The organism is Actinokineospora guangxiensis, assembly GCF_042657845.1.
Classification (GTDB): domain Bacteria; phylum Actinomycetota; class Actinomycetes; order Mycobacteriales; family Pseudonocardiaceae; genus Actinokineospora; species Actinokineospora guangxiensis.
The window spans coordinates 338,262-357,619 of record NZ_JBHSKF010000003.1 but is presented as its reverse complement, the minus strand read 5'-3'; the positions used below and the strand labels follow the sequence as shown (position 1 = coordinate 357,619).

The 19,358-nt window shown below is 71.3% G+C and carries 22 protein-coding genes and 1 pseudogene; 8 read left to right on the top strand and 15 right to left on the bottom strand.

Annotation, left to right across the window (positions count from 1 at the left end):
- Positions 1-15: 15 nt before the first annotated feature.
- The 5 genes and pseudogenes from ACFPM7_RS08485 to ACFPM7_RS08465 all read right to left on the bottom strand — a co-directional run bounded on the left by ACFPM7_RS08485 (position 16) and on the right by ACFPM7_RS08465 (position 3,057).
- Positions 16-165 carry a DUF397 domain-containing protein gene (locus ACFPM7_RS08485; protein WP_378245669.1) on the bottom strand — a complete coding sequence of 50 codons (150 nt, stop codon included), beginning with the start codon at positions 163-165 and terminating at the stop codon, positions 16-18.
- Positions 166-177: 12 nt separating this feature from the next.
- Complete coding sequence (locus ACFPM7_RS08480) at positions 178-825, bottom strand: DUF5753 domain-containing protein (protein ID WP_378246323.1); 648 nt, start codon at positions 823-825, stop codon at positions 178-180.
- Between the two features lie 18 nt (positions 826-843).
- Positions 844-975: pseudogene (locus ACFPM7_RS08475) on the bottom strand (helix-turn-helix domain-containing protein); the annotation flags it as partial.
- 148 nt (positions 976-1,123) lie between these two features.
- Positions 1,124-2,251, bottom strand: a complete 1,128-nt coding sequence (locus ACFPM7_RS08470; RefSeq protein WP_378245667.1) for a GNAT family N-acetyltransferase — start codon at positions 2,249-2,251, stop codon at positions 1,124-1,126.
- Positions 2,248-3,057, bottom strand: a complete 810-nt coding sequence (locus ACFPM7_RS08465) for a 3-hydroxyacyl-CoA dehydrogenase family protein (RefSeq protein ID WP_378245665.1) — start codon at positions 3,055-3,057, stop codon at positions 2,248-2,250. The genes ACFPM7_RS08470 and ACFPM7_RS08465 overlap by 4 nt, the downstream gene beginning before the upstream one ends.
- Positions 3,058-3,179: 122 nt before the next feature.
- Between ACFPM7_RS08465 and ACFPM7_RS08460 the strand changes: the two genes are divergently transcribed.
- From ACFPM7_RS08460 to ACFPM7_RS08440, 5 genes are all read left to right on the top strand, one after another.
- Positions 3,180-3,827: a histidine phosphatase family protein gene (locus ACFPM7_RS08460; protein ID WP_378245664.1), complete on the top strand. Its 648-nt coding sequence runs from the start codon at positions 3,180-3,182 to the stop codon at positions 3,825-3,827.
- Between the two features lie 62 nt (positions 3,828-3,889).
- On the top strand, positions 3,890-5,203 hold the full coding sequence (gene hisS / locus ACFPM7_RS08455; protein ID WP_378245662.1) for a histidine--tRNA ligase: 1,314 nt from the start codon (positions 3,890-3,892) through the stop codon (positions 5,201-5,203).
- Positions 5,191-6,912: an arginine--tRNA ligase gene (argS, locus tag ACFPM7_RS08450; protein ID WP_378245660.1), complete on the top strand. Its 1,722-nt coding sequence runs from the start codon at positions 5,191-5,193 to the stop codon at positions 6,910-6,912. Before hisS ends, argS begins: the two co-directional genes overlap by 13 nt.
- Positions 6,913-6,995: 83 nt before the next feature.
- Complete coding sequence (ribB, locus tag ACFPM7_RS08445) at positions 6,996-7,649, top strand: 3,4-dihydroxy-2-butanone-4-phosphate synthase (protein WP_378245658.1); 654 nt, start codon at positions 6,996-6,998, stop codon at positions 7,647-7,649.
- Positions 7,649-8,344, top strand: a complete 696-nt coding sequence (locus ACFPM7_RS08440; RefSeq protein WP_378245656.1) for an HAD family hydrolase — start codon at positions 7,649-7,651, stop codon at positions 8,342-8,344. Before ribB ends, ACFPM7_RS08440 begins: the two co-directional genes overlap by 1 nt.
- On the opposite strand, the gene ACFPM7_RS08435 is transcribed toward ACFPM7_RS08440, so the two are convergent.
- Both ACFPM7_RS08435 and ACFPM7_RS08430 read right to left on the bottom strand, forming a co-directional pair.
- Positions 8,295-8,981: a hypothetical protein gene (locus ACFPM7_RS08435; protein ID WP_378245654.1), complete on the bottom strand. Its 687-nt coding sequence runs from the start codon at positions 8,979-8,981 to the stop codon at positions 8,295-8,297. The two genes, ACFPM7_RS08440 and ACFPM7_RS08435, sit on opposite strands and share 50 nt — an antisense overlap.
- A gap of 49 nt (positions 8,982-9,030) precedes the next feature.
- Positions 9,031-9,351 (bottom strand): hypothetical protein, encoded by a 321-nt coding sequence (locus ACFPM7_RS08430; protein ID WP_378245652.1) that lies wholly within the window; start codon positions 9,349-9,351, stop codon positions 9,031-9,033.
- Positions 9,352-9,549: 198 nt separating this feature from the next.
- Between ACFPM7_RS08430 and ACFPM7_RS08425 the strand changes: the two genes are divergently transcribed.
- Positions 9,550-10,020, top strand: coding sequence for a DoxX family protein (locus tag ACFPM7_RS08425; protein WP_378245650.1), 471 nt, complete (start codon positions 9,550-9,552; stop codon positions 10,018-10,020).
- A gap of 14 nt (positions 10,021-10,034) precedes the next feature.
- Here ACFPM7_RS08425 and ACFPM7_RS08420 read toward each other — a convergent pair whose 3' ends face one another.
- The 7 genes from ACFPM7_RS08420 to ACFPM7_RS08390 form a co-directional block, all read right to left on the bottom strand.
- Positions 10,035-10,685 (bottom strand): protein DA1, encoded by a 651-nt coding sequence (locus ACFPM7_RS08420; protein ID WP_378245648.1) that lies wholly within the window; start codon positions 10,683-10,685, stop codon positions 10,035-10,037.
- A 56-nt stretch (positions 10,686-10,741) separates the two neighbouring features.
- The gene (locus ACFPM7_RS08415) at positions 10,742-11,677 is read right to left on the bottom strand and encodes a hypothetical protein (RefSeq protein ID WP_378245646.1); all 936 of its coding nucleotides are present in this window, start codon (positions 11,675-11,677) and stop codon (positions 10,742-10,744) included.
- Positions 11,674-12,609, bottom strand: coding sequence for a protein phosphatase 2C domain-containing protein (locus ACFPM7_RS08410; protein WP_378245644.1), 936 nt, complete (start codon positions 12,607-12,609; stop codon positions 11,674-11,676). Before ACFPM7_RS08410 ends, ACFPM7_RS08415 begins: the two co-directional genes overlap by 4 nt.
- Positions 12,606-13,343 carry a vWA domain-containing protein gene (locus ACFPM7_RS08405; RefSeq protein ID WP_378245642.1) on the bottom strand — a complete coding sequence of 246 codons (738 nt, stop codon included), beginning with the start codon at positions 13,341-13,343 and terminating at the stop codon, positions 12,606-12,608. Before ACFPM7_RS08405 ends, ACFPM7_RS08410 begins: the two co-directional genes overlap by 4 nt.
- 10 nt (positions 13,344-13,353) lie before the next feature.
- Positions 13,354-14,817, bottom strand: a complete 1,464-nt coding sequence (locus ACFPM7_RS08400) for a DUF4407 domain-containing protein (RefSeq protein WP_378245640.1) — start codon at positions 14,815-14,817, stop codon at positions 13,354-13,356.
- Positions 14,814-16,223: a hypothetical protein gene (locus tag ACFPM7_RS08395; RefSeq protein ID WP_378245638.1), complete on the bottom strand. Its 1,410-nt coding sequence runs from the start codon at positions 16,221-16,223 to the stop codon at positions 14,814-14,816. The genes ACFPM7_RS08400 and ACFPM7_RS08395 overlap by 4 nt, the downstream gene beginning before the upstream one ends.
- A 363-nt stretch (positions 16,224-16,586) precedes the next feature.
- Positions 16,587-17,078: a TetR/AcrR family transcriptional regulator gene (locus tag ACFPM7_RS08390; protein WP_378245636.1), complete on the bottom strand. Its 492-nt coding sequence runs from the start codon at positions 17,076-17,078 to the stop codon at positions 16,587-16,589.
- Positions 17,079-17,131: 53 nt separating this feature from the next.
- Here ACFPM7_RS08390 and ACFPM7_RS08385 point away from each other — a divergent pair, with 53 nt between their 5' ends.
- Positions 17,132-17,485 carry a VOC family protein gene (locus ACFPM7_RS08385; protein ID WP_378245634.1) on the top strand — a complete coding sequence of 118 codons (354 nt, stop codon included), beginning with the start codon at positions 17,132-17,134 and terminating at the stop codon, positions 17,483-17,485.
- Here the strand turns inward: ACFPM7_RS08385 and ACFPM7_RS08380 are convergent.
- A complete protein-coding gene (locus ACFPM7_RS08380) occupies positions 17,445-18,113 on the bottom strand; it encodes an endonuclease V (protein WP_378245632.1) in 669 nt (222 codons plus the stop codon). The two genes, ACFPM7_RS08385 and ACFPM7_RS08380, sit on opposite strands and share 41 nt — an antisense overlap.
- 129 nt (positions 18,114-18,242) lie before the next feature.
- Here ACFPM7_RS08380 and ACFPM7_RS08375 point away from each other — a divergent pair, with 129 nt between their 5' ends.
- Entirely contained in the window at positions 18,243-19,244 is a 1,002-nt protein-coding gene (locus ACFPM7_RS08375; RefSeq protein ID WP_378245630.1) for a LacI family DNA-binding transcriptional regulator, read from the top strand.
- The last annotated feature ends 114 nt before the right edge of the window (positions 19,245-19,358 follow it).

Below are 19,358 nucleotides of genomic sequence, written 5' to 3'. Positions count from 1 at the left end.
CGCGCCTGAGAGAGGTTATGCCTGCTTGAGGTGGTCGATGAGGCGGCGCACGTCGGCGGGGAGGGTGGGGGCGGCCGGGTTCTTGGAGTCACGCAGGGCGGACAAGTCGGCACGGACCTCGACGCAGTCGCCCCCGTTGCTGCTGAAGCTGGACTTGCGCCACATGTGAGACCTCTTTCAGTCAAGCGCCGCCAACCGCTGCTTGATCAGCCGCGCCGACTGCGCGTGGGACAGCGCCGCGGCTCGGACCTGCTCGGCACTGCGCAGGTAAGTATCCACCTGGCGCTGATCTTGCACATAGACCGCGTCGTCGGGAATCTCGACGAATGCGATCGTCTGGGCCTGCTTGCTGCCGTCGTCGTTGCGGAAATGCAGGAGCGTGAACTGACCTTCGAGGCCGTCGTGCCTGCCTGCGGAGGTGGGCACGACCAGGATCTCCACGTTGTCGCGCTTGCCGAGTTCGAGGAGGTAGCGGAGCTGGGCGCGCATCACCTCGACGGTCCGGTTCCCGCCGATCGGCCGGTCGAGGACGGACTCCTCGAACATGGCGGTGAGCTGAAGGGGCTTGTCGTCGGCGAGTACTCGCTTCTGCCGCTCCATGCGCAGCCCGACCAGCCGCTCCAACTGGTCCGGGCGGACCCGGGCACTCGGCGCGGTGACGCCGGCTGAGTACTCGCGGGTCTGCACGAGGGCGTGCAGAAGCTGGGGCTTGTAGGTGACGACATGCGAGGCGAGCCCTTCCAGCCCGGCGTAGGTGCGGAACCAGTCGGGGATGACATCGCTCCATCGGGCGAGCCAGCTTCGCCGGTCGGCTCGGCCCGCCAAGCACGCCAGACGATCGATGTCGTGCGGGGGTGCGCCGTAGAGCCGCAGGAGAATCGCCACCTGCTCCGGAGAAGGGAAGTACCGCCCGCTCTCGAAGTGGGTGACCATCGGTCCCGTGACACCGAGGGCTTTCGCCGCTTCGACCTTGTTGAGGCCTGACTGGGTCGAGCGAGGGGGGAGAGAGGTCTGAGCATTTGAAAGTGTTCGCGGGGCTGGTGGTCGGGGATGCGGAGCTCGCGTTCATTCCGGTCAGTCTCGCCACCTTCGTCAGGCTGGGAGAGGAGGCGTTGGCGACCGCCTAGAACTCGTCGGCCATTCTGACCAGGCGCCGGCCTCCGGTGAGGGTGTCCAGGCCGTCCGCCGGGCCGCCGGTGAGCAGGCCCGCTCGGCGCAGGGTGTGGGTGTCGGCGGCGCAGGCGAACCAGGCCGCCAGGCCGCGGGGGCCCAGTCGCACGTCGCCCGAGCCGCCGGGTTCGCAGGTCACCTTCTCCCCGTCCCACACCAGGCGGTGGCGTCCGGCGTGCCAGGGTGCGTCGGAGTCGGTGATCTCGATGTCCACCGCGAAGGGCCTCGCCGAGGAGACGGCGGGCCAGCCGCGGGCGGCGACGGCGGCGGGCAGGTCGACCACGCGCAGCATCCACGGGTGCACGTCGATCGCCGTCGCCGTGCGCGCGAGGAGCAGCTCGACGGCTGGGTCGATGAGGCGCAGGGTGACCTCGGCGGCGACCGAGGACCAGGAGCCGAGGCTGGCCAGCAGGGCTGTGGCCGTCGTGGCGTCGTCGGCGATCACGTCGTGGACGACCAAGGCGTCGCTGCGCCTGTCCGCGGTCAGGTAGCCGCGCAGGCCGGTGCGGCCCTCGACCACGTGCACGAAGTCGAGGTCCAGCACGTCGCCCAGGGTGAAGGCGGGGCCGCAGCGGTCGAGCATGCCGTCGACCCTGGCCGCTGTGCGCAGGTAGGCGGCGTGCAGGGCGGGCAGGTCGGACTCCGCCGCCGGGCGGACCGGCAGCTCCGGGCGCAGCCGGGTCAGCACGTCGATCGGGACGGGCAGGCGCTCCAGCGCGCCGACCTGCTCCCAGCCGTGGCGCTGGTAGACCGCAGGCACCGTCGGGTACAGGGCCGAGACCGGCTGACCGGCCTCGCGCATCATCCGCACGGATGCGCGCAGCAGGTCCCGCGCCACCCCCTGCCCGCCGACGTGCGGCAGCACCACGACGCTGGCCACTCCCCCGCACGGCACCGCCCGGCCGCCGAAGAACTGCCGGTAGTCCCACGCGCGCAGCGCGCCCACCACACCCGAGGCGTCCTCGGCGACCAGGCCCGACCACGCCTGTGGCGAGCCCAGGCCGTCGGTGGCGCTGAAGGCGAGCCTGCGCAGCCGCTGGAAGGCGTCGGTGTCGGACTCGGCGAAGGGGCGGACGCTCACCACGTGAAGAAGCCCTGACCGCTCTTGCGGCCCAGCTCGCCGCGCGCGACCTTCTCGCGCAGCAGCGCTGGCGGGGTGAACCTCGGGCCCAGCTCGCGCTCCAAGTGCTCGGCGATGGACAGACGCACGTCCAGGCCGACGAGGTCGGTCAGCGTGAGCGGACCCATCGGCCAGGCGTAGCCCAGGCGCATGCCGGTGTCGATGTCCTCGGCGGAGGCGACACCCTCCTCCAGCATGCGGATCGCCTCCAGACCGACGGCGACGCCCAGGCGCGAGGTCGCGAAGCCCGGGGAGTCGCGGACCTCGATGACCGTCTTGCCCAGCGCCTCCGCCCAACTCCGGACCGTGGCCAGGACGTCCGCGCCGATGCCGGCGTGGTGGACCAGCTCGACCAGGGCCTGCACCGGGACCGGGTTGAAGAAGTGCATGCCGATCACGCGCTCGGCGGGCAGGGCCTCGGCCAGCTTGGTGATCGACAGCGACGAGGTGTTGGAAGCCAGGACCGCCTCCGGGCAGGCGGCGGCGACCTGGGAGAGCACGGCCTGCTTGAGCGCCAGGTCCTCGGGCACGGCCTCGATGACCAAACCGGTGTCGGCGGGCACAGCGGACAGGCTGTCCACAGTGGTCAGACCAGTCAGCGCGGCCTCGGCGTCGGCGAACCCGGCGGGGAGCTTTCCGCGCTCCTGGGCCTTGCGCAGAGACGCCGCAACCGCTTGCGCGCCCGCCGCCGCGCGCTCGGCGTCCGCCTCGGCCAGCACAACGCGTGACCCCGCCGCCAGGAAGATGTGGGCGATCCCAGCGCCCATCGTTCCCCCACCTACCACAGCCACGGTCTGAGGGACGCTCACAGTAGTTCTCCTTTAGTCCTTGGCGGTGCTTCCACCCTATTGACCTGCCACCGGGTGGCCACAACCGGCAGTATGGAGGGGTGCGGATCATTCTCCTGCGGCACGCGGAGAGCCTCGGCAACATCGATGAACTCGCCTACTGCCGCATCCCCGACCACGCCCTCCCGCTCACCGAGCGCGGCGAGGGCCAGGCCCGCGCGGCCGGGGAGCAGCTGCGGGCGCTGCTCGGCGACGAGCGGGTCGCGGCGTACGTCAGCCCCTACGTGCGCGCCGTGCGGACCTTCGAGCTGCTCGGGCTCGGCGAGCGGATCGAGCGGCGGGTGCAGGAGCCGAGGCTGCGCGAGCAGGACTGGGGCAACCTGCAGGACCCGGTCGAGCAGGAGGTGCAGAAGCGCAAGCGCCACGAGTTCGGGCACTTCTTCTACCGGCTCGCGCACGGGGAGTCCGGGGCCGACGTGGACGACCGGGTCGCCAGCTTCCTCAACGAGCTGGAGCAGCGCGTCGAGTACGACACCGCGCACCCCAAGACGGCGCTGGTCGTCTCGCACGGGCTGACCACGCGGCTGCTGTGCAGGCGGATGTTCTCCTGGAGCATCGACCTGTTCGAGTCGCTGTCCAACCCGACGCACTGCGAGCACCGGGTGCTGACCTACGCGGGCGGGCGCTGGAACCTCGACAAGCCCTTCGCGCAGTGGCGTGAGTCACCCGACGGCTCCACGCAGGTCTGAAGCGCTCGCAGGCACCTAATACCATCTCTCCAGGTAGCCCCTACTTGAAGAGAGACCAGCAGATGAGCGACCAGCAAGTGGTCCGACCGGCACCGATCAGCGGCTTCAGCGAGTGGCTGCCCGAGGTCCGCCGAGTCGAGCTGCATTGGCTGGACCGCATCCGCGAGACCTTCGAGCGCTACGGGTTCGCCAACATCGAGACTCCCGCCGTGGAGTCCTTGGACGTGCTCACCGCCAAGGGCGAGACCTCTCAGGAGGTCTACACGCTGCGGCGGCTGCAGGCCGACCCCAAGGACGGCAGCGATGCCAAGCTCGGCCTGCACTTCGACCTGACGGTGCCCTTCGCCCGCTACGTCGCCCAGCACTTCAACGAACTGGACTTCCCCTTCAAGCGCTACCAGATGCAGCGCGTCTGGCGCGGCGAGCGCCCGCAGGAGGGGCGCTTCCGCGAGTTCACCCAGTGCGACATCGATGTGATCAACGTCGATGACGTGCCGCTGCACTTCGACGCCGAGATCCCGCGCATCATCCACGAGGTGCTGACCAGGCTCGGGCTGCCGCCGTGGTCGCTGAACATCAACAACCGCAAGGTGCTCCAGGGCTTCTACGAGGGTCTGGGCATCGAGGACCCGATCGCGGTCATCCGCATCGCCGACAAGATGGACAAGGTCGGCGCCGAGGGCGTCGGCGAGCTGCTGCGGCAGGCCGGGCTCAGCGCCGAGCAGGCGGGCGCGGTGCTGGACCTGGCGCGGATCCGGGGCGGCGACGCGGGCGTGGTGGACGAGATCGGCAAGCTCGGGGTCGAGTCGCCGCTGCTCAGCGAGGGCCTGGACGAGCTGGGCTTCGTGATGGCGTCGCTGGCCGACCTGCCCAGCGGCAGCGTCGTGGCCGACCTGTCCATCGCGCGCGGGCTGGACTACTACACCGGCACCGTCTACGAGGGGAAGTTCCTCGACTGGCCGGGCTACGGCAGCATCTGCTCGGGCGGGCGCTACGAGAACCTGGCCGGGTCGTTCATCCGGCGCAAGCTGCCCGGCATCGGCCTGTCGATCGGGCTCACCCGCATCTTCGCGAAGCTGCTGGCCGAGGGGCTCATCGAGACCGGGCCCAAGTCGCCGACGGCGGTGCTGGTCGCGATCCCGTCGCAGGAGCGGCGCGGGGAGTCGATCGCGACGGCGGCGGCGCTGCGCGCGCGCGGGATCAACACCGAGGTCTACCACCAGGCCAGCAACCTCAAGAAGCAGCTCAAGTACGCGGAGAAGAAGGGCATCCCGTTCGTGTGGTTCCCGCCATTCGAGGACGGCAAGGCGCACGAGGTCAAGGACATGGCCACCGGCGCGCAGACCGAGGCGGACCCGGGGACGTGGTCGGCGTGAGCGAGCTTCAGCAGCTGCTGGGCAGGCGGGTCGCCGACGCGCTGGCGACCACGGGCGTGGACATCACCGCCGATGAGGCGCTGATCCGGCCATCGGGCCGGGCGGGCGCGGACTACCAGTGCAACGCGGCGATGAGCCTGGGCAAGAAGCTCGGCAGGCCGCCGCGCGAGGTCGCCCAGGCCATCGTGGACGCCCTCGACGCGCCCGAGGTCGCCGCGAGCGAGGTGGCCGGGCCGGGGTTCATCAACTTCACCCTGGACACCGCGTGGCTGGCCGGTGCGCTGGACGGCCTGGACGAGCGGCTGGGCGTGCCTGCCACCGCCGAGCCGCGCCGCTTCGCCCTCGACTACTCCAGCCCGAACGTGGCCAAGGAGATGCACGTCGGGAACATGCGCTCCACCATCATCGGCGAGTCGCTGCTGCGGCTGCTGCGCTACGCCGGGCACGAGGTGATCCCGCACAACCACCTCGGCGACTGGGGCACCCCGTTCGGGATGCTGATCGAGCACCTGACCGACCTCGGCGGGGCGGGCGAGCACTCCATCGGCGACCTCGACGGCTTCTACCAGGCCGCGCGCAAGAAGTTCGACGCCGACCCCGACTTCGCCGACCGCTCCCGCCTGCGCGTGGTCGCCCTGCAGAGCGGCGACGAGGCGACGCTGGCGCTGTGGCGGGACCTGGTCGCGGAGTCGGCGCGGCACTTCGGGAAGGTCTACGGGCTGCTCGGCACGTCGCTGACCGACGAGGACATCTACGGGGAGAGCTTCTACAACCCCTACCTGGCCGAGACCATCGCCGAGGTGGAGGCGCTGGGCATCACCTCGGTCAGCGACGGCGCGGTGTGCGTGTTCCCGCCCGGCTTCGCCAACCGCGACGGCGACCCGCTGCCGCTGATCCTGCGCAAGCGCGACGGCGGCTACGGCTACCCGGTCACCGACCTGGCGACCGTGCGGTACTGGGTCCGCGAGCGGGGCGTGACCGACCTGCTGTACGTGGTCGGCCTGCCGCAGAGCCAGCACTTCCAGATGGTGTTCTCCGCCGCCGCGATGGCGGGCTACCTGGAGACCGGGCACTCGGCCGTCCACATCGGATTCGGCACGGTGCTCGGCGCGGACGGCAAGACCATCCGCACCCGCTCCGGGGGCACGATCAAGCTCGTCGCCCTGCTGGAGGAGGCCGTGCAGCACGCCGCGAAGCTGGTCGCCGAGCGCTCCCGGCTCGACGCCGACGCCCAAGCCGAGGTGGCGCGCGCGGTGGGCCTGGGCGCGGTCAAGTACGCCGACCTGTCCGGCGACCGGGAGAAGGACTACACCTTCACCTGGGAGCGGATGCTCTCCACCGAGGGCAACACCTCGGTCTACCTGCAGTACGCCAACGCTCGCATCCACTCGATCCTGCGCAAGGCAGGCGACACCGCGCCCGGCCCGATCCGGCTGCAGGAGCCCGCCGAGCGCGCGCTGGGGCTCAAGCTGGCGCAGTTCCCGTCGGCCGTCGCGGCGGCGGTGGAGGGCTACGCCCCGCACAAGGTCTGCCAGCACCTGTTCGAGACCGCGACGGCGTTCACCGGCTTCTACGAGAACTGCCCGATCCTGGCGGAGTCGACCCCGGCCGAGGTGCGGGCCTCCCGGCTGGCGCTGGCGGCGCTGACCTCGGCCGTGCTGACCCGGGGCCTGGAACTGCTGGGGATCGACGCGCCGACGCGTATGTGACCGTCCACTGGGGATCATCAGATCGGGTTGTCCGGCCGCGTCCAGCCAGCGGCGCGGCCGGGCGGCTGGCGATCATGGCGGGCATGGACATCGCGCTCCCCAGGCAGGCCCGCCGCGACGCCGTGCGGGCCGCCGTCATGGACCTGCGGGCGGGCAGGCCGGTGATCGTCGTCGACGACGAGGACCGGGAGAACGAGGGCGACCTCGTCATGGCCGCCGAGCACGCCACCACCCAGGCACTCGCCTTCTACATGCGCCACACCAGCGGACTGGTGTGCGCGCCGATGGCCCCCGAAGTGGCCGACCGGCTGCTCCTGCCGCCGATGGTGGCGCGCAACGAGGACCCCGAGCAGACGGCCTACACGGTCTCGGTCGACGCCGCCGACGGCATCGGGTCGGGCATCTCCGCCGCCGACCGCGCCCACACCCTGCGCCGCCTCGCCGACCCGGCGATCGAGCCCGCCGGGCTGCGCAGGCCGGGCCACGTGTTCCCGCTGCGCGCCCGGTCCGGCGGGCTGGCCGAGCGGCGCGGGCACACCGAGGCGTCGGTGGAGCTGATGCGGCTGTGCGGGCTCGCGCCGGTCGCGGTGATCAGCGAGGTGTGCGAGGAGGACGGCGACGTCGCCAGGATGGCGGGGCTGCGGGCGTTCGCGGGCAGGCAGTGGCTGACGATCGTCTCCATTGAGGAGATCGCGGCGGTGTCCCGGGTGCCCGAGGCCGCGGGCGGGGTCCGCTGATGCTCGCGGCCACGGTGTTCGACCTGGACGAGACCCTGGTCGACAGCGCGGGCGCATGGCAGCGGGCGCTCGGGTCCGTGGCCGCGCGCCATGGGCACCGCTGGACGGCCGAGGACTGGGCGGCGATCCAGGGGCGCAGCACCGCCTTCTGGAGCGGGTACCTGGCCGACCGCTGCCCGGGGCTCACCCCGCAGCGCGCGGCGTCGGCCTGCGTGGACGTCATGGTCGCGGCGATGGCCGAGGGGCGCTTCGGGCTGCTGCCGGGGGCCGACGACCTCGTCGCCACCGCCGCCGGGCTGGGGCCGGTCGGGCTGGTCTCGGCGTCCCCGGCGCGCTACGTGCGGGCCGTCGCGCTCGCCTTCGGGCTGCTCCCGCGCCTGCGCGCGGTGGTGACCGGCGACGACGTGCGCCACGGCAAGCCCGCGCCCGACCCGTACCTGCTGGCCGCGCACCGCATCGGGCTGCCGCCCGCGCGCTGCCTGGCCGTGGAGGACTCCGCGGCAGGCATCCGGTCGGCGCACGCGGCCGGGATGACCGTCCTGGCCATCCCGAGCCCCGCGACGGCCCTGGACATCGACGTCCTACGCCTGGCCACCCACCACGCCGTGGACGCCTACGTCGCGGCGAAGGAGATCCCGGCGCTGGTCAGCACGCGGCGACCGGCCCCGCGTAGTGCACCCCCGCTCGGCCGATGACGGTCTCGTCGTGCAGCTCGGTGTTGGCCCCGCGCCGGACGTAGCAGGCGTAGCGGTGCTGGTTGATCACTTCCAGGTGGATGTGCGCGCCGCTGTCGCCGTTGACCTGGTAGCACGAGGAGTAGCGGAAGCGGCCCGTCTCGCCCAGCTTCGTCCACGGGCCGACGACCGCGCCGACCCCGATCGAGGCGGGCTTGTTCGCCACGTGCATGACGTCGGCGCGGCCGAGGACCTGTCCGGTGGTGTCGTCGCGGGCCTCCAGGCCGATCCGGTAGCCGCCGTCGGCCAGGGAGCCGGTGGCGCAGCCCGGCTGGACGGTGACCACACGCACCGACACCGGGTGCCCGGAGGCCGTCCTGGAGCCGAACGGCGAGACCACGGTGGCCCCGGGGTGGCGGTAGATGTCGACCGACCAGTCGTTGCGGTAGCCCCAGTTGAAGAACACCCGGTGGTGGCTGTGCGGCCCGGACTGCCCGAAGCGGTCCCAGGTCGAGGCGCCCTGGATGGGCGGGTACACCGCGACGTTGTCGGCGTCGGGGTGCGCCGACGCGGCGGGCTGGACCACCAGGCCCAGCACCGCGACGAACACCGCGACGAACACCGTGACGACGGCCGCCCTGGCACGCGTGAAGGTCATAGGGACGATTCACTCACACCAAAGCCACCCGGGGAATCTTCCACTTGGATCAACGCGCTGCTCCCCATCGGACCGTCCCCGGCCCCCGGCCGCCGGAGACCGCCTCGCCCGTGCCCACCGCGACCGACCACGCGCCGGTGGACTGGACCGCCGTGGCGAGCAGCGCGCTCCCGGAGCGGCGCACGGTGAAGACGGCGGCGACCTCCCCGGTGGGCGAGGGAACCGTCACCACGCGGTCGACGCCCTCGGGGAGGGCTTCGGGGGCGAACACACGCAGGACGCCGTCGGCGAAGTCGTGGTCGAAGGGGTCCTCCCGGGCGCCGAACGGGATGACCGCGCCGGGACGGGCCAGGACGGGGACGCTGCGCACGTCGTGGGTCTCGGTGCGCCAGGCGGGGCCGAGGGTGGGGGACCTGGAGATCCGGGTGACGGGGGCCGACGTCGCGTCGGTGCGGGTGGCGACCAGGAACTGATCCCCGGAAAAGATCTCGGCGGAGGTGTCGATTCCGGCGCGGCTGCTTCGACCCCTTGGTGAGACCCGAGGTTGAGAGCAGCCCAGGAGGACGACATGACCGCCACCCGCCAGAGCACCCCCGACCAGACCAGCACCGTCCCGGCGACCCCCGCCCGCCCGAACGGCGTGGTCGAGCGCGTCCGCGCCGCCGCCACCTCCCAGCGCACCACCCAGCTCGTCATCGCGGCGTTCCGCGTGGTGGTGGCGTTCCTGTTCGGCTGCCACGCGCTGGTCGGCTTCGGCTTCCTCGGCGGCATCGACGGCCAGGGAACCGCCGTCGAGTTCGGCTCCTGGCCGGGCTGGTGGGGCAGCGTCATCCAGCTGATCGGCGCCACCCTGCTCCTACTCGGCGTCCGCACCCGCACCACCGCCATCGCCCTGTCCGGCGTCATGGCCTACGCGTACTTCACCGTCCACCAGTCGATGGCCCTGCTCCCCCTGCACAACATGGGCGAGCCCGCCGCCCTCTACTGCTGGATCTTCCTCCTCATCGCCGCCATCGGCCCCGGCCGCTTCCGCCGCTGACCTGGGCTCCGTGCTCAGGGCAGTGATCCGCTCCTGGTGACGCTGTGGAGTACCGCGCGAATCCCCTTCGCGGCGACAGCCGCGCGGACCGCCCGGTACCCCGCTCCGTAGACCGGGTCCGGATTGGCGGCCATGGCGTCGCGCAAGCTCGCGGCGAGCGGGTCGGGGCGTCGTTTCAGCCACGCGCCGGCGAACACCTCGCACACCCCCTCCTCAAGCAGCGGGGAGATCACGTCCGCTGTGCGCTCGGCGAGCCAGGCGTGGCCGATCTCGTGGGCCAGGGTGGCGCCGAAGTGGGTGGGGGTCAGACCGCTCGCGATCTCGATGGCGACCGTGGCGAAGCCCGACGGGCCGCCGAGCTGGTGGGTGAGGCCGAGGACACCTGGCGGAGCGTTCGGGGTCCGCGACAACTTGGCCGGGTCGGCGAGGGTGACGCGGACCCTCCGGGTCAGCGCGATCCCGATGTCGGCCATGGCGGCCCGGACGACGGGTATCCGGGCGCGTGCGTCGTGCTGAGTCTCGATCGCGCCCGCCGAACAACGCGGGCAGCGGGACCCGATGCCCCAGCCGCTCCACCCGGAAGCGCCCATCCCGGGCCCAGGACGGGCGCACAGCGCGCAGCGGGACACGACGGGGTGGGAGGCGCAGGTCGCTTCTCCGTGCATCGACAGCTCGTAGGAACCCGCCGGCGGGAGCGAGCACAAGGTGCAGAGCAACGCCATCAGCCCTCCCGCACCCACGTCCCGCCTGGACCGCGCCGCCACGACGCCGTCGTCGTGGCCTCCGGTTCAGGCGGCCTCCCGGCGAGCACCCTGTCGAAGTAGCGGCCCCAGACCCTGGCGGAGGGCCGCACCGCGGGATCGCGACCGAGCGCGGCCGCCAACAGCGCGCGTCCCTCGCGGTCGAGGACACCGGCGACGCGCGTCCGATCGCGCGAGACGGACCCGCCATCGCCCGGAGCCAACAGGCGCAGCACGACCAGACCGAGCTTGTACAGGTCGGTGGCCTGGCTGGGACGCGGCTCGGGCGCATCCCAGTCGGGCATGTCGAGTTGGGCGACGACCGCGACCGAGCCGCGCAGCCGAACGGCGTCGCAATCGACGAGCATCGCCGTGGGTCTGCGGTCCAGCCGGTACACCGCGTTCTTCGGGTTGATGTCGCCGATGACGACACCCTCGTCGTGCAGCAGGTGCACCGCCGCGGCAAAGTCGCGGCACACCAGCGCCCGCTGCACCTTGGTGGGCGCGGGCATGCCCAGCCGCCGCGCCCGCTCCGGGTCGATCAGCAGATGCTGGAACTCCCGCAAGGACCGGTCCGGAGTGCCGCTGGGCAGCAGCCGTTCCTCGAAGTACGAGTCCGGGATCAACCGGACCAGCACGCCGTGCACCGCTGTCGCATCGGCGACGACCCGAAGCGGCCACGCGGTGAGGCTGTCGAGCCTGCCGCGCTTGAGCGGGTCGAGCCGAAGCCTGCGGGCGACGAGCTTGTCCAGCCCGCCTGGCGGGTTGTGGCCTGGCCGGTACTTCTTGTAAACCACCGGCCACGGCACATCCCGCAGCACCACCTCCGGAGCGGCGTAGACAAACGCCTGCCCACCCTTGCCGAGCAGAGGTCCGAGCGTGCCGAGCGCGGACGGCGGGATGGCCGTCGCCGTCACGGCACGCAGGGCCAGAGCGCGACGACCGTGCGGTCGTCGTCGTAGGTCTTGCGCGCGAAACTGACCTGCGCGGCGAAGTCCAGCTCGTGCGGCGGAGTGCGCCACAGCTCGCCGAGCCGCTTGCCCACCTCGCCCGTGCCGTGGCCAAGGGGATCGCCCACCCCGTCGGTCATCACCAGCAGCGCGTCTCCCGGACCGACCCGCGCCGTCGCCACCAGCGGTTCGGCCGACAGCGGCACGGCTTTGGTCGCCGAGCTGTGCAGCTCCGCGCCGTCGTTCTTCACCGGCTGGGTCGGACGCCAGCGTCCTTCACGCTCCAACACCCAGGTGGAAGTGTCGCCGATCGACCCCGTGGTCACGGGATGCGCTCCGTCGACGGGAATCATGTCCAGGACCGCGAAGGACGCCGTCGCCGCCATCAGCGCGGCAACCTCCGCCAGTGAGAGGGTGTCGGCTTGGGCATATGCCCGCTCTCGAAGGTCCCTGCGGCAGTTGCGCTCCACGGCTTCGACCAGACAGGAGAAGAAACGACTCCAGTCGACCGCGCGCCGCTCGTCGGCGAGCGTAGCGCTGAGCAAGCTGATCCCCTCCCCGACCACGGCCTCCGCGGCGATGTGAGACAGCTCGCCAGAAGACAGCCCGTCGGCCACGGCCACGATGAGGTGCCTGCCGTCCTCGGTGACCCGGACGCCATAGGCGTCTTGGCGGACATTGCCGTAGGCCCGGTGCGAAAGACCGCGCACACTGGCCGCCCGGACCTGCACGGCTGTCCCGGGCACGGGACCGTCCACCCGGAAACCGTCGACCTCGGTGTCCTTGCGGTTCCACAGACGCGCCTTGACCCTCGGCACGACCAGACCCGGCGCGCGACCGGGCTCGCCGATCACGTACGGCCGGTAGCCGGATGTCTCGTCGGTCAGCACGCCGGTCACACGAAGTCGTCGTCGGAGCCGAACGACTTCACCCCGCCCGGGAGGTCGTCGTCCGGGGGCAGCAGGATGCCGGAGTTGCCTGCGGCCATGCTTTGCCCGGACATCAGGATGCTGGAGATGAGGATCTCGGCCATCGCCGTGATCGCACTCCCCGGGTCCTGGCCGTGGTCGGAGAGGAACATGCGCATCGGCTTGGTCCCGGTGGCCGGGTGAATCATCTGCTGGAGCTTGTGCGGATTGGCGCCGTCGACGCCGAACGGGATCACGTTGGGGTACATGGAGAAGCCCTGCTTGGTCGCCTTGTCGTAGAAGACGAGGTCGGAGAAGGCAGCCTGCCACACCGAGTCGGCCTCGGTCGGCTCGCCATCGCTGAGGAAGAAGACGGCGGGCCGGTGCACGGCGAAGCCGTCGGCCTTGAGCTGCTTGATGTTCGACTCGATCTCGGCGCGCAGCAGCCGCAGCGGCGCGGAGAAGGACGTCGAGCCCCGCACCGACAGCGACGGGATCACCATGTGCTCGTCGAGCAGATCGCACAGCGGCAGCCGGACCTGGGCGTCGTCGGAGAAGTCGATGAGCGCGAAACGCACCTTGTCCGACAGGATCGGCGCCTTGGCGAGCGCGTCGATGATGGTCGGCACGATCTGAGCGACGGCGTTGAGCTTGCTGCCCTGCATCGAGTACGAGACGTCCACGACAAGGTAGAACGGGAGCAGTTTCCCGCGTTCGGTCTCCACGGCTGTCCTCCTAGGGACGGTAGGTCGAGTGGTTGGCGCCGTTCACCGGCTGGTAAGGGGCTGTCGGGCCGACGCCGGGTATGGTCACCGGCCGGACCCGGATGGTCGGGGCGTTGGGGTCGACGCCTGCTGTCCGCGCGGGCACGGGCCCGAACCCGTTCACCTGGGCGAGGTTGCGCTGGTACCACTCGGTGAGCTGCTCGTCGGTGCGCAGCATCGCCAGTTCGGCCCACACCTCCACCGAGCGCAGCGCGATACCGGTCTGGCGGTCGACCAGTTCATCGGTGGTCCGCCTACCGACCTCCAGCTGGGCGTCGACCCGCTGCTGGGCGAGATCCATGCGCGCCTTGTCCTCCATGTCGCGCTGGGCCCGCTGGACGCGCGCCTCCCGCTGGTCGAGGTCGTCGGCGTCGTCGTCGGCCCGCTCGACCATGCGGTCGTACAGCGACTTCGTGCCGAACGACGTGATCAGCTTGACCAGCACGGGGAGGATCTCGATGCACAGGAACAGCAGGAAGAGGAACAGGTGCGCGGTGGCGGCGCTGTCGTTCTTGTCGCCGAGGCGGTCCAGCGCGGTCATCCTCGCCATCAGGCCGGTGTTGCCGCTTTCTGCTTCCGACGCGTCGGTCTCCGCGGCGCGCTTGCGCTCCTGGGCCACCCGGAGGTCGCTTTGGACGTCGGGCAGTTTCGCCTGCGCGGCTTCCACGGCGCTGGCTTGACCGTCCGAGATGCGTCGCTCGGCCTCCGCGGTGACGCGGTCGAGGTCGGCGAGGGCTCGGTCCCGGTCGGCTTTGGCCTCGTCGGCCTCGCGTTGCTTCTGGCGCTGGGAGTCGCCGACGCCGGGCACCCCCGTGCCGCAGGTGCCGTCGAGTTCGCACTCGGCCTGCTGCTGGGCCTTGCGGTAGGTCTCGTCCGCGGCCTCGTAGCGCTCTTTGGCCGCCTTCACGTCCGAGTCGGCCGACACCGCGGTCGGGTTGCGGCCCTCGATGGTGGCGCGCAGGTCCGCCTCCTGGACGGTGAGGTCCTCGATCTGCTTGAAGGCCGCGTCCAGCTCGCGGTTGCTGCGCTCCAGCGCCTCGGCCCGCATGCTCACCAGCTCGGACTCGATCTCCGGCTGGAAGACCCGCAGCACCAGAGGCGTGGACACGACCGCCCCGATCACCAGCGCCAGCATGATCCTGGGCAGGGAGAGGAAGAAGCGCTGCCAGCCGCCGCTCACCGCGTTCATGCCGATCACGAGCAGCCGGTCGAGGTTGAGCACGATGATCGCCCAGACCAGGGCGGCCGCGAGGCTGGCGGTGACCGACAGGTCCAGCGCCGAGTACAGCGCGAAGAACGCCGACACCCCTGCCAACCCCGACGTGGTGAGCAGGACGCCTCCCATCGCGGCGTGTTTCATCCGGTCGCCCGGGGCGTTGCGCAGCACGTGCGGGCGCGCGCCCGCCAGCCGGGCAAGCAGGAGTGGGGCGCTCATGGGGCCTCTTCCGCTGGGGTCGTTCGGTCGAAGGAGAAGACGGGGCCCGCACCGATGATCTCGCTGGTGGAGAACGGCGGGGCCAGCGCGACGCGCATGCGCAGCGCCGTGGCGGCCTGCGGTTCCGACACCGCGATCGCGGGCGGCGGGAGCAGTGCGGGGGCAGGGGGCTCCGGAAGCGAAAGTACCGGCATGGCGTCATCGAGCTCGGGGAAGACCACCGGCGGCAGCAGGACAGGCATGCTTGTCTGCTGCGGCGGCTCAAGCACCGCGACCGGGCCGAGCAGCGTGGTGTCCTCACCGACGTCGTTGCGAGCCCGGACCTGGATGAAGCCGGTGCTGAGCAGGTCGACGGCGATGGTGCCCGAACCCGCGCGCCCGTCGGAGGTGACCGAGCGGCCCTCGGCGCGCACTTCGATCTCGACCGCTCGCCGCGCGGTCCACGCGATCTCGACGGGCTGTCCACGCAGCACGAACCGCCGGGTGGTCTTGGCGTCGGTCAGCTCCGGCGGATCGTCGTAGTCCCCGAGCACCGTGTTGAGGTAGCTCCGCCAGCGGGCCGCCGTCGGCCGGGCGGCAGGCACCGCGCCGAGGGCGTCTCGCAGCAGACTCTGCCCTTCCTGGTCCAGCACCCCCGCGGCCGCGCCCGGGTCCACTTGGGCCGCGCCGAACGCACCCGGCGCCAAGCAGCGCAGCACGAACAGGCCCAACTTGTAGCGGTCGGTCTCCGGGTTGAGGACGCCGCCTTCCGGGGGAACCCAGTCGGGGGTGTTGAGCTGCTTGTGCATGGTGACGACGCCGCGGGGCCGGACGCCGTCGCAGTCGATGAGCAACACGCCGGTCTTGGGTCCCAGTCGGTACAGCTCGTTGGCGTGGTTGATGTCGCCGAAGGCGACGTCCAGTTCGTCGTGCAGGAAGGCCAGCGCGGCCGCGAAGTCGCGGCACACGGAGATCCGCTGTTCGTCGGTGGGAACCTGGTGCTTGAGCCGCGCGGCCAAGCGGGGAGCGATGAACAGGCTCTCGACATCACGCGGGAACCTCAGTCGCTTGCCCGTCGGGCTGAGCACGTCGGCGAAGTAGTCGTCGGGGATGCGTGGCATAACAAGGCCGACGACGTCGCCCGCGTCCTCCACCACCCGAAGCGGCCAGGCCGCGATGCGGTCCAGCACGGCGCGGCGCGCGGGTGTCAGCTGCTCGCGCAGCCGGACGATCTTGCGAAGTCGAGCCGGGTCCTCGTGCGGTCTGCGATATTCCTTGTAGACCAACGGGCCTTTCCACGTCGGCACGGAGAAGTGCGACAGTTCTCGAACGGTGGCCTCTCCACCGCGCCCGAGCGGCGCGCCCCGCTTCCCGAGCGCGGACACGTCGACCGACACCGCGACCGGGGCCGCACCCGCCGAGGTCATCCTGAAGCCTCTCCACTTCCGCGCACGGCAAGCAGCCGCGCACCTGGCGCGGGACTCCCGTGATTGGCCGACACCGCACGAACTCCGAGGCTCGCGCTTGACTTGATCAGAGTATCGACGAACGGCGGCACGCGTTACCGCTTCGTCGGCGCAGATTGCCCCCAAGAACCTGTCAAAAGCGTGACACGCGAACGATACTCAGAAGTAGTGGTCAGCGGTCTGGGCAGTGATGTCCACTTCTCATCCGAGAACGGCGTTCACCGACGTCCAGCATGGATGATCGACATCGGCGCGGCGCTCCCAACTGGACAATTCTGTTCAAACTGACTGCGCGGCACAGAGTCGCGGTTCGAGGCTCCGCCTTCATCCGACGACGTACTCCAAGGCGGCCCGCGCGGCCTTGGGGTTCTCGTTCGCGGTCAGCAGAGCGGCGCGCCAGGCCGCGGCCAGGACAGTGGCCGTGGGTGGGGTCGGCACCAGCGGGTGCAGGGCGTCGGCGATCGGGTCCGGGTGGTTGGCGGGGGTGGGTTCGGCGAGGATTCGGCAGACGCTGAAGTGGACGGCGGCGTCGAAGGCGACCAGCAGGGCCGCGGCGATGCGGGCCCGGCCGTCGGGGGCCACGGCGACCGCCCCGGCGATCCGGTCCACGACGCGGCGCTCCATCTCCTCGCGGACCACCTGGTACAGGCCGAGTTTGGAGCCGAAGTGGTGGTAGAGGGCGCCCGTCGTCACCTCGGCGTCGGCCGCCAGCGCGGCGACGGCGGCGGCCTCGAACCCGTCCGCCTCGAAACGGCGGATCGCGGCCGAGACGAGTCGGGCCTTCGCGGTCCCGGGGACCGGTATCCAGTCGCGCATCGGGCGGATCATAACGCGTTGACGGTTTGCCGTAATCGGATTACGGTCCTGCCATGAAGCTCGCGTTCCTGTACCAACCGGTCAACGACCTCCCCGCCGCCGTCGCCTTCTACCGCGACGTCCTCGGCCTGGACGAGTCCTGGCGCGAGGGCGAGACCACCGCCGCCTTCCGCCTGCCCGGCACCGAGGTCGAGCTGATGCTCGACATCCCCCCGGACGACGGCCCCCAGTGGCGACCCGGCGGCTTCTACCAGGTCGACAGCGTCGACCGGTTTCTCGCCGAGCACCCGCAGATCACCCTGGCGGGCGAAGTGATCGACATCCCCGGCGGCCGCTCGGCGTCCTTCCTCGACCCGTCGGGCAACGTCATCCACCTGCTGGACGAGACCGGGGCCCAGGAGTCCTGACCGACGCCGCCCGGCACAGGTGGTCGGCGGCGCGGGTGGTCTCCGGCTGGCGGTGGCGGCGGGCCAGGCGCAGGACGAGGCCGGTCGCGGTGTCGATGTCGATGAGGTGGCCGACGGAGACGAAGACCGGCTTCACGCCGTCCTGGGTGCGCAGGGCTCGGCCCACCTCGTCGGCGTCGAGGGTCAGGGGCGTCCACGAACCCCGCTCCCGGGCGGGCGGGGAGTACTCGCCCAGGGGGTTCTTCGCGACCCCGACGGCGGGGATGCCGGTGACCACGCCGAGGTGGCAGGCCAGGCCGAAGCGACGGGGGTGGGCGATGCCGTGGCCGTCGCAGATCAGGACGTCGGGGGACGCGGGGAGAGCGGCGAGCGCGTCCCGCAGGGCGGGCAGCTCGCGGTAGGCGAACAGACCCGGGACGTACGGAAAAGCGGTGCGGCCCTCGACCACGGCCGAGTCGAGCCGCTCGCCGGTCTCGATGTCCACGCAGGCCGCGGCGGCCACGAGCCGGTCACCGTCGTAGGCGACGTCAAGGCCGGCCGCGACCCGCGGCGCGAACCCCTCCGCCGCTCGCGGCACCACGGACGGGGCCAAGCGCAGCTGCTCGGCGACGGCTTCCTCCGGCGTCATGCGCCCAGCCTCCCACTGACGGCGACGCGGCCGACTCCACGCAAGAAGATGCGAGGATTATGCAATCCATCGGCCGCTCCAGAAAGCTGACGCAAACGTTCGCAAGCGGATGTCGTACTGTTGCCGACCATGAAGCATCGACGTCTGGCTGAAGTGGCCGCCAAGGTGGGCGTGAGCGAGGCGACCGTGAGCCGGGTGCTCAACGGGAAGGCCGGGGTGTCGGAGACGACCCGCTCAGCGGTCCTGACCGCGCTCGACGTGCTCGGCTACGAGCGGCCGACGCAGTTGCGGGGCGAGCGGGCGCGGCTGGTGGGACTGGTGCTGCCCGAGCTGCAGAACCCGATCTTCCCGGCGTTCGCCGACGTCGCGGGCAACGCGCTGGCCCAGCGCGGCTTCACCCCCGTGCTGTGCACGCGCACGGCGGGCGGGGTGTCCGAGGCCGACTACCTGGAACTGCTGCTCGAACAGCACGTCTCCGGGATCGTCTTCGCGGGCGGGCAGTACGCCCAGGCCGACGGCGCCCACGACCACTACCGGCAGATGATCCGCCGCAAGCTGCCCGCGGTGCTGATCAACGCCGCCGTCGACCACATCGGCTACCCGCGCGTGTCCTGCGACGACGCGGTGGCCATCGAGCAGGTCTTCGCCCACCTGACCTCGCTGGGCCACACGTGCGTCGGCGCCGTGCTCGGACCGACCGACCACGTGCCGAGCAGGCGCAAGCTCGACGCCCTCACCGCCTGCGCCGAGCAGGCCGGGGTCGACCTCGTCGCCGAGCACGCCATGTTCTCCCTGGAAGGCGGCCAGGCCGTGGCCACCCGGCTGCTCCAGCGCGGGGTCACGGCGATGGTGTGCTCCAGCGACCCGCTGGCCCTGGGCGCGATCCGGGCGGTGCGGCGCAGGGGGCTGCAGGTCCCGAAGGATGTCTCGATCGTCGGCTATGACGACTCGGCCTTCATGACCTGCACCGATCCGCCGCTGACAACGGTTCGGCAGCCGATAGAAGCGATGGGGCGCGCGGCCGTCGAGCTGCTCGCCAGTCAGATCGCGGGCAAGCCGGTGGTGAACGAGGAGCTGCTGTTCGAGCCCGAGCTGGTCGTGCGCAGCTCAACAGGCCCCGTTAGTAACTAAATTGCATTCTCTCGTGAGAATCTTGCGTCGTCTCGGTCGCGAGTCCTACTGTGTGCGCCAACACACTTTGCGACTAGGACCGGAGCAAGACATGGGAACGTCACGAACCTCCGC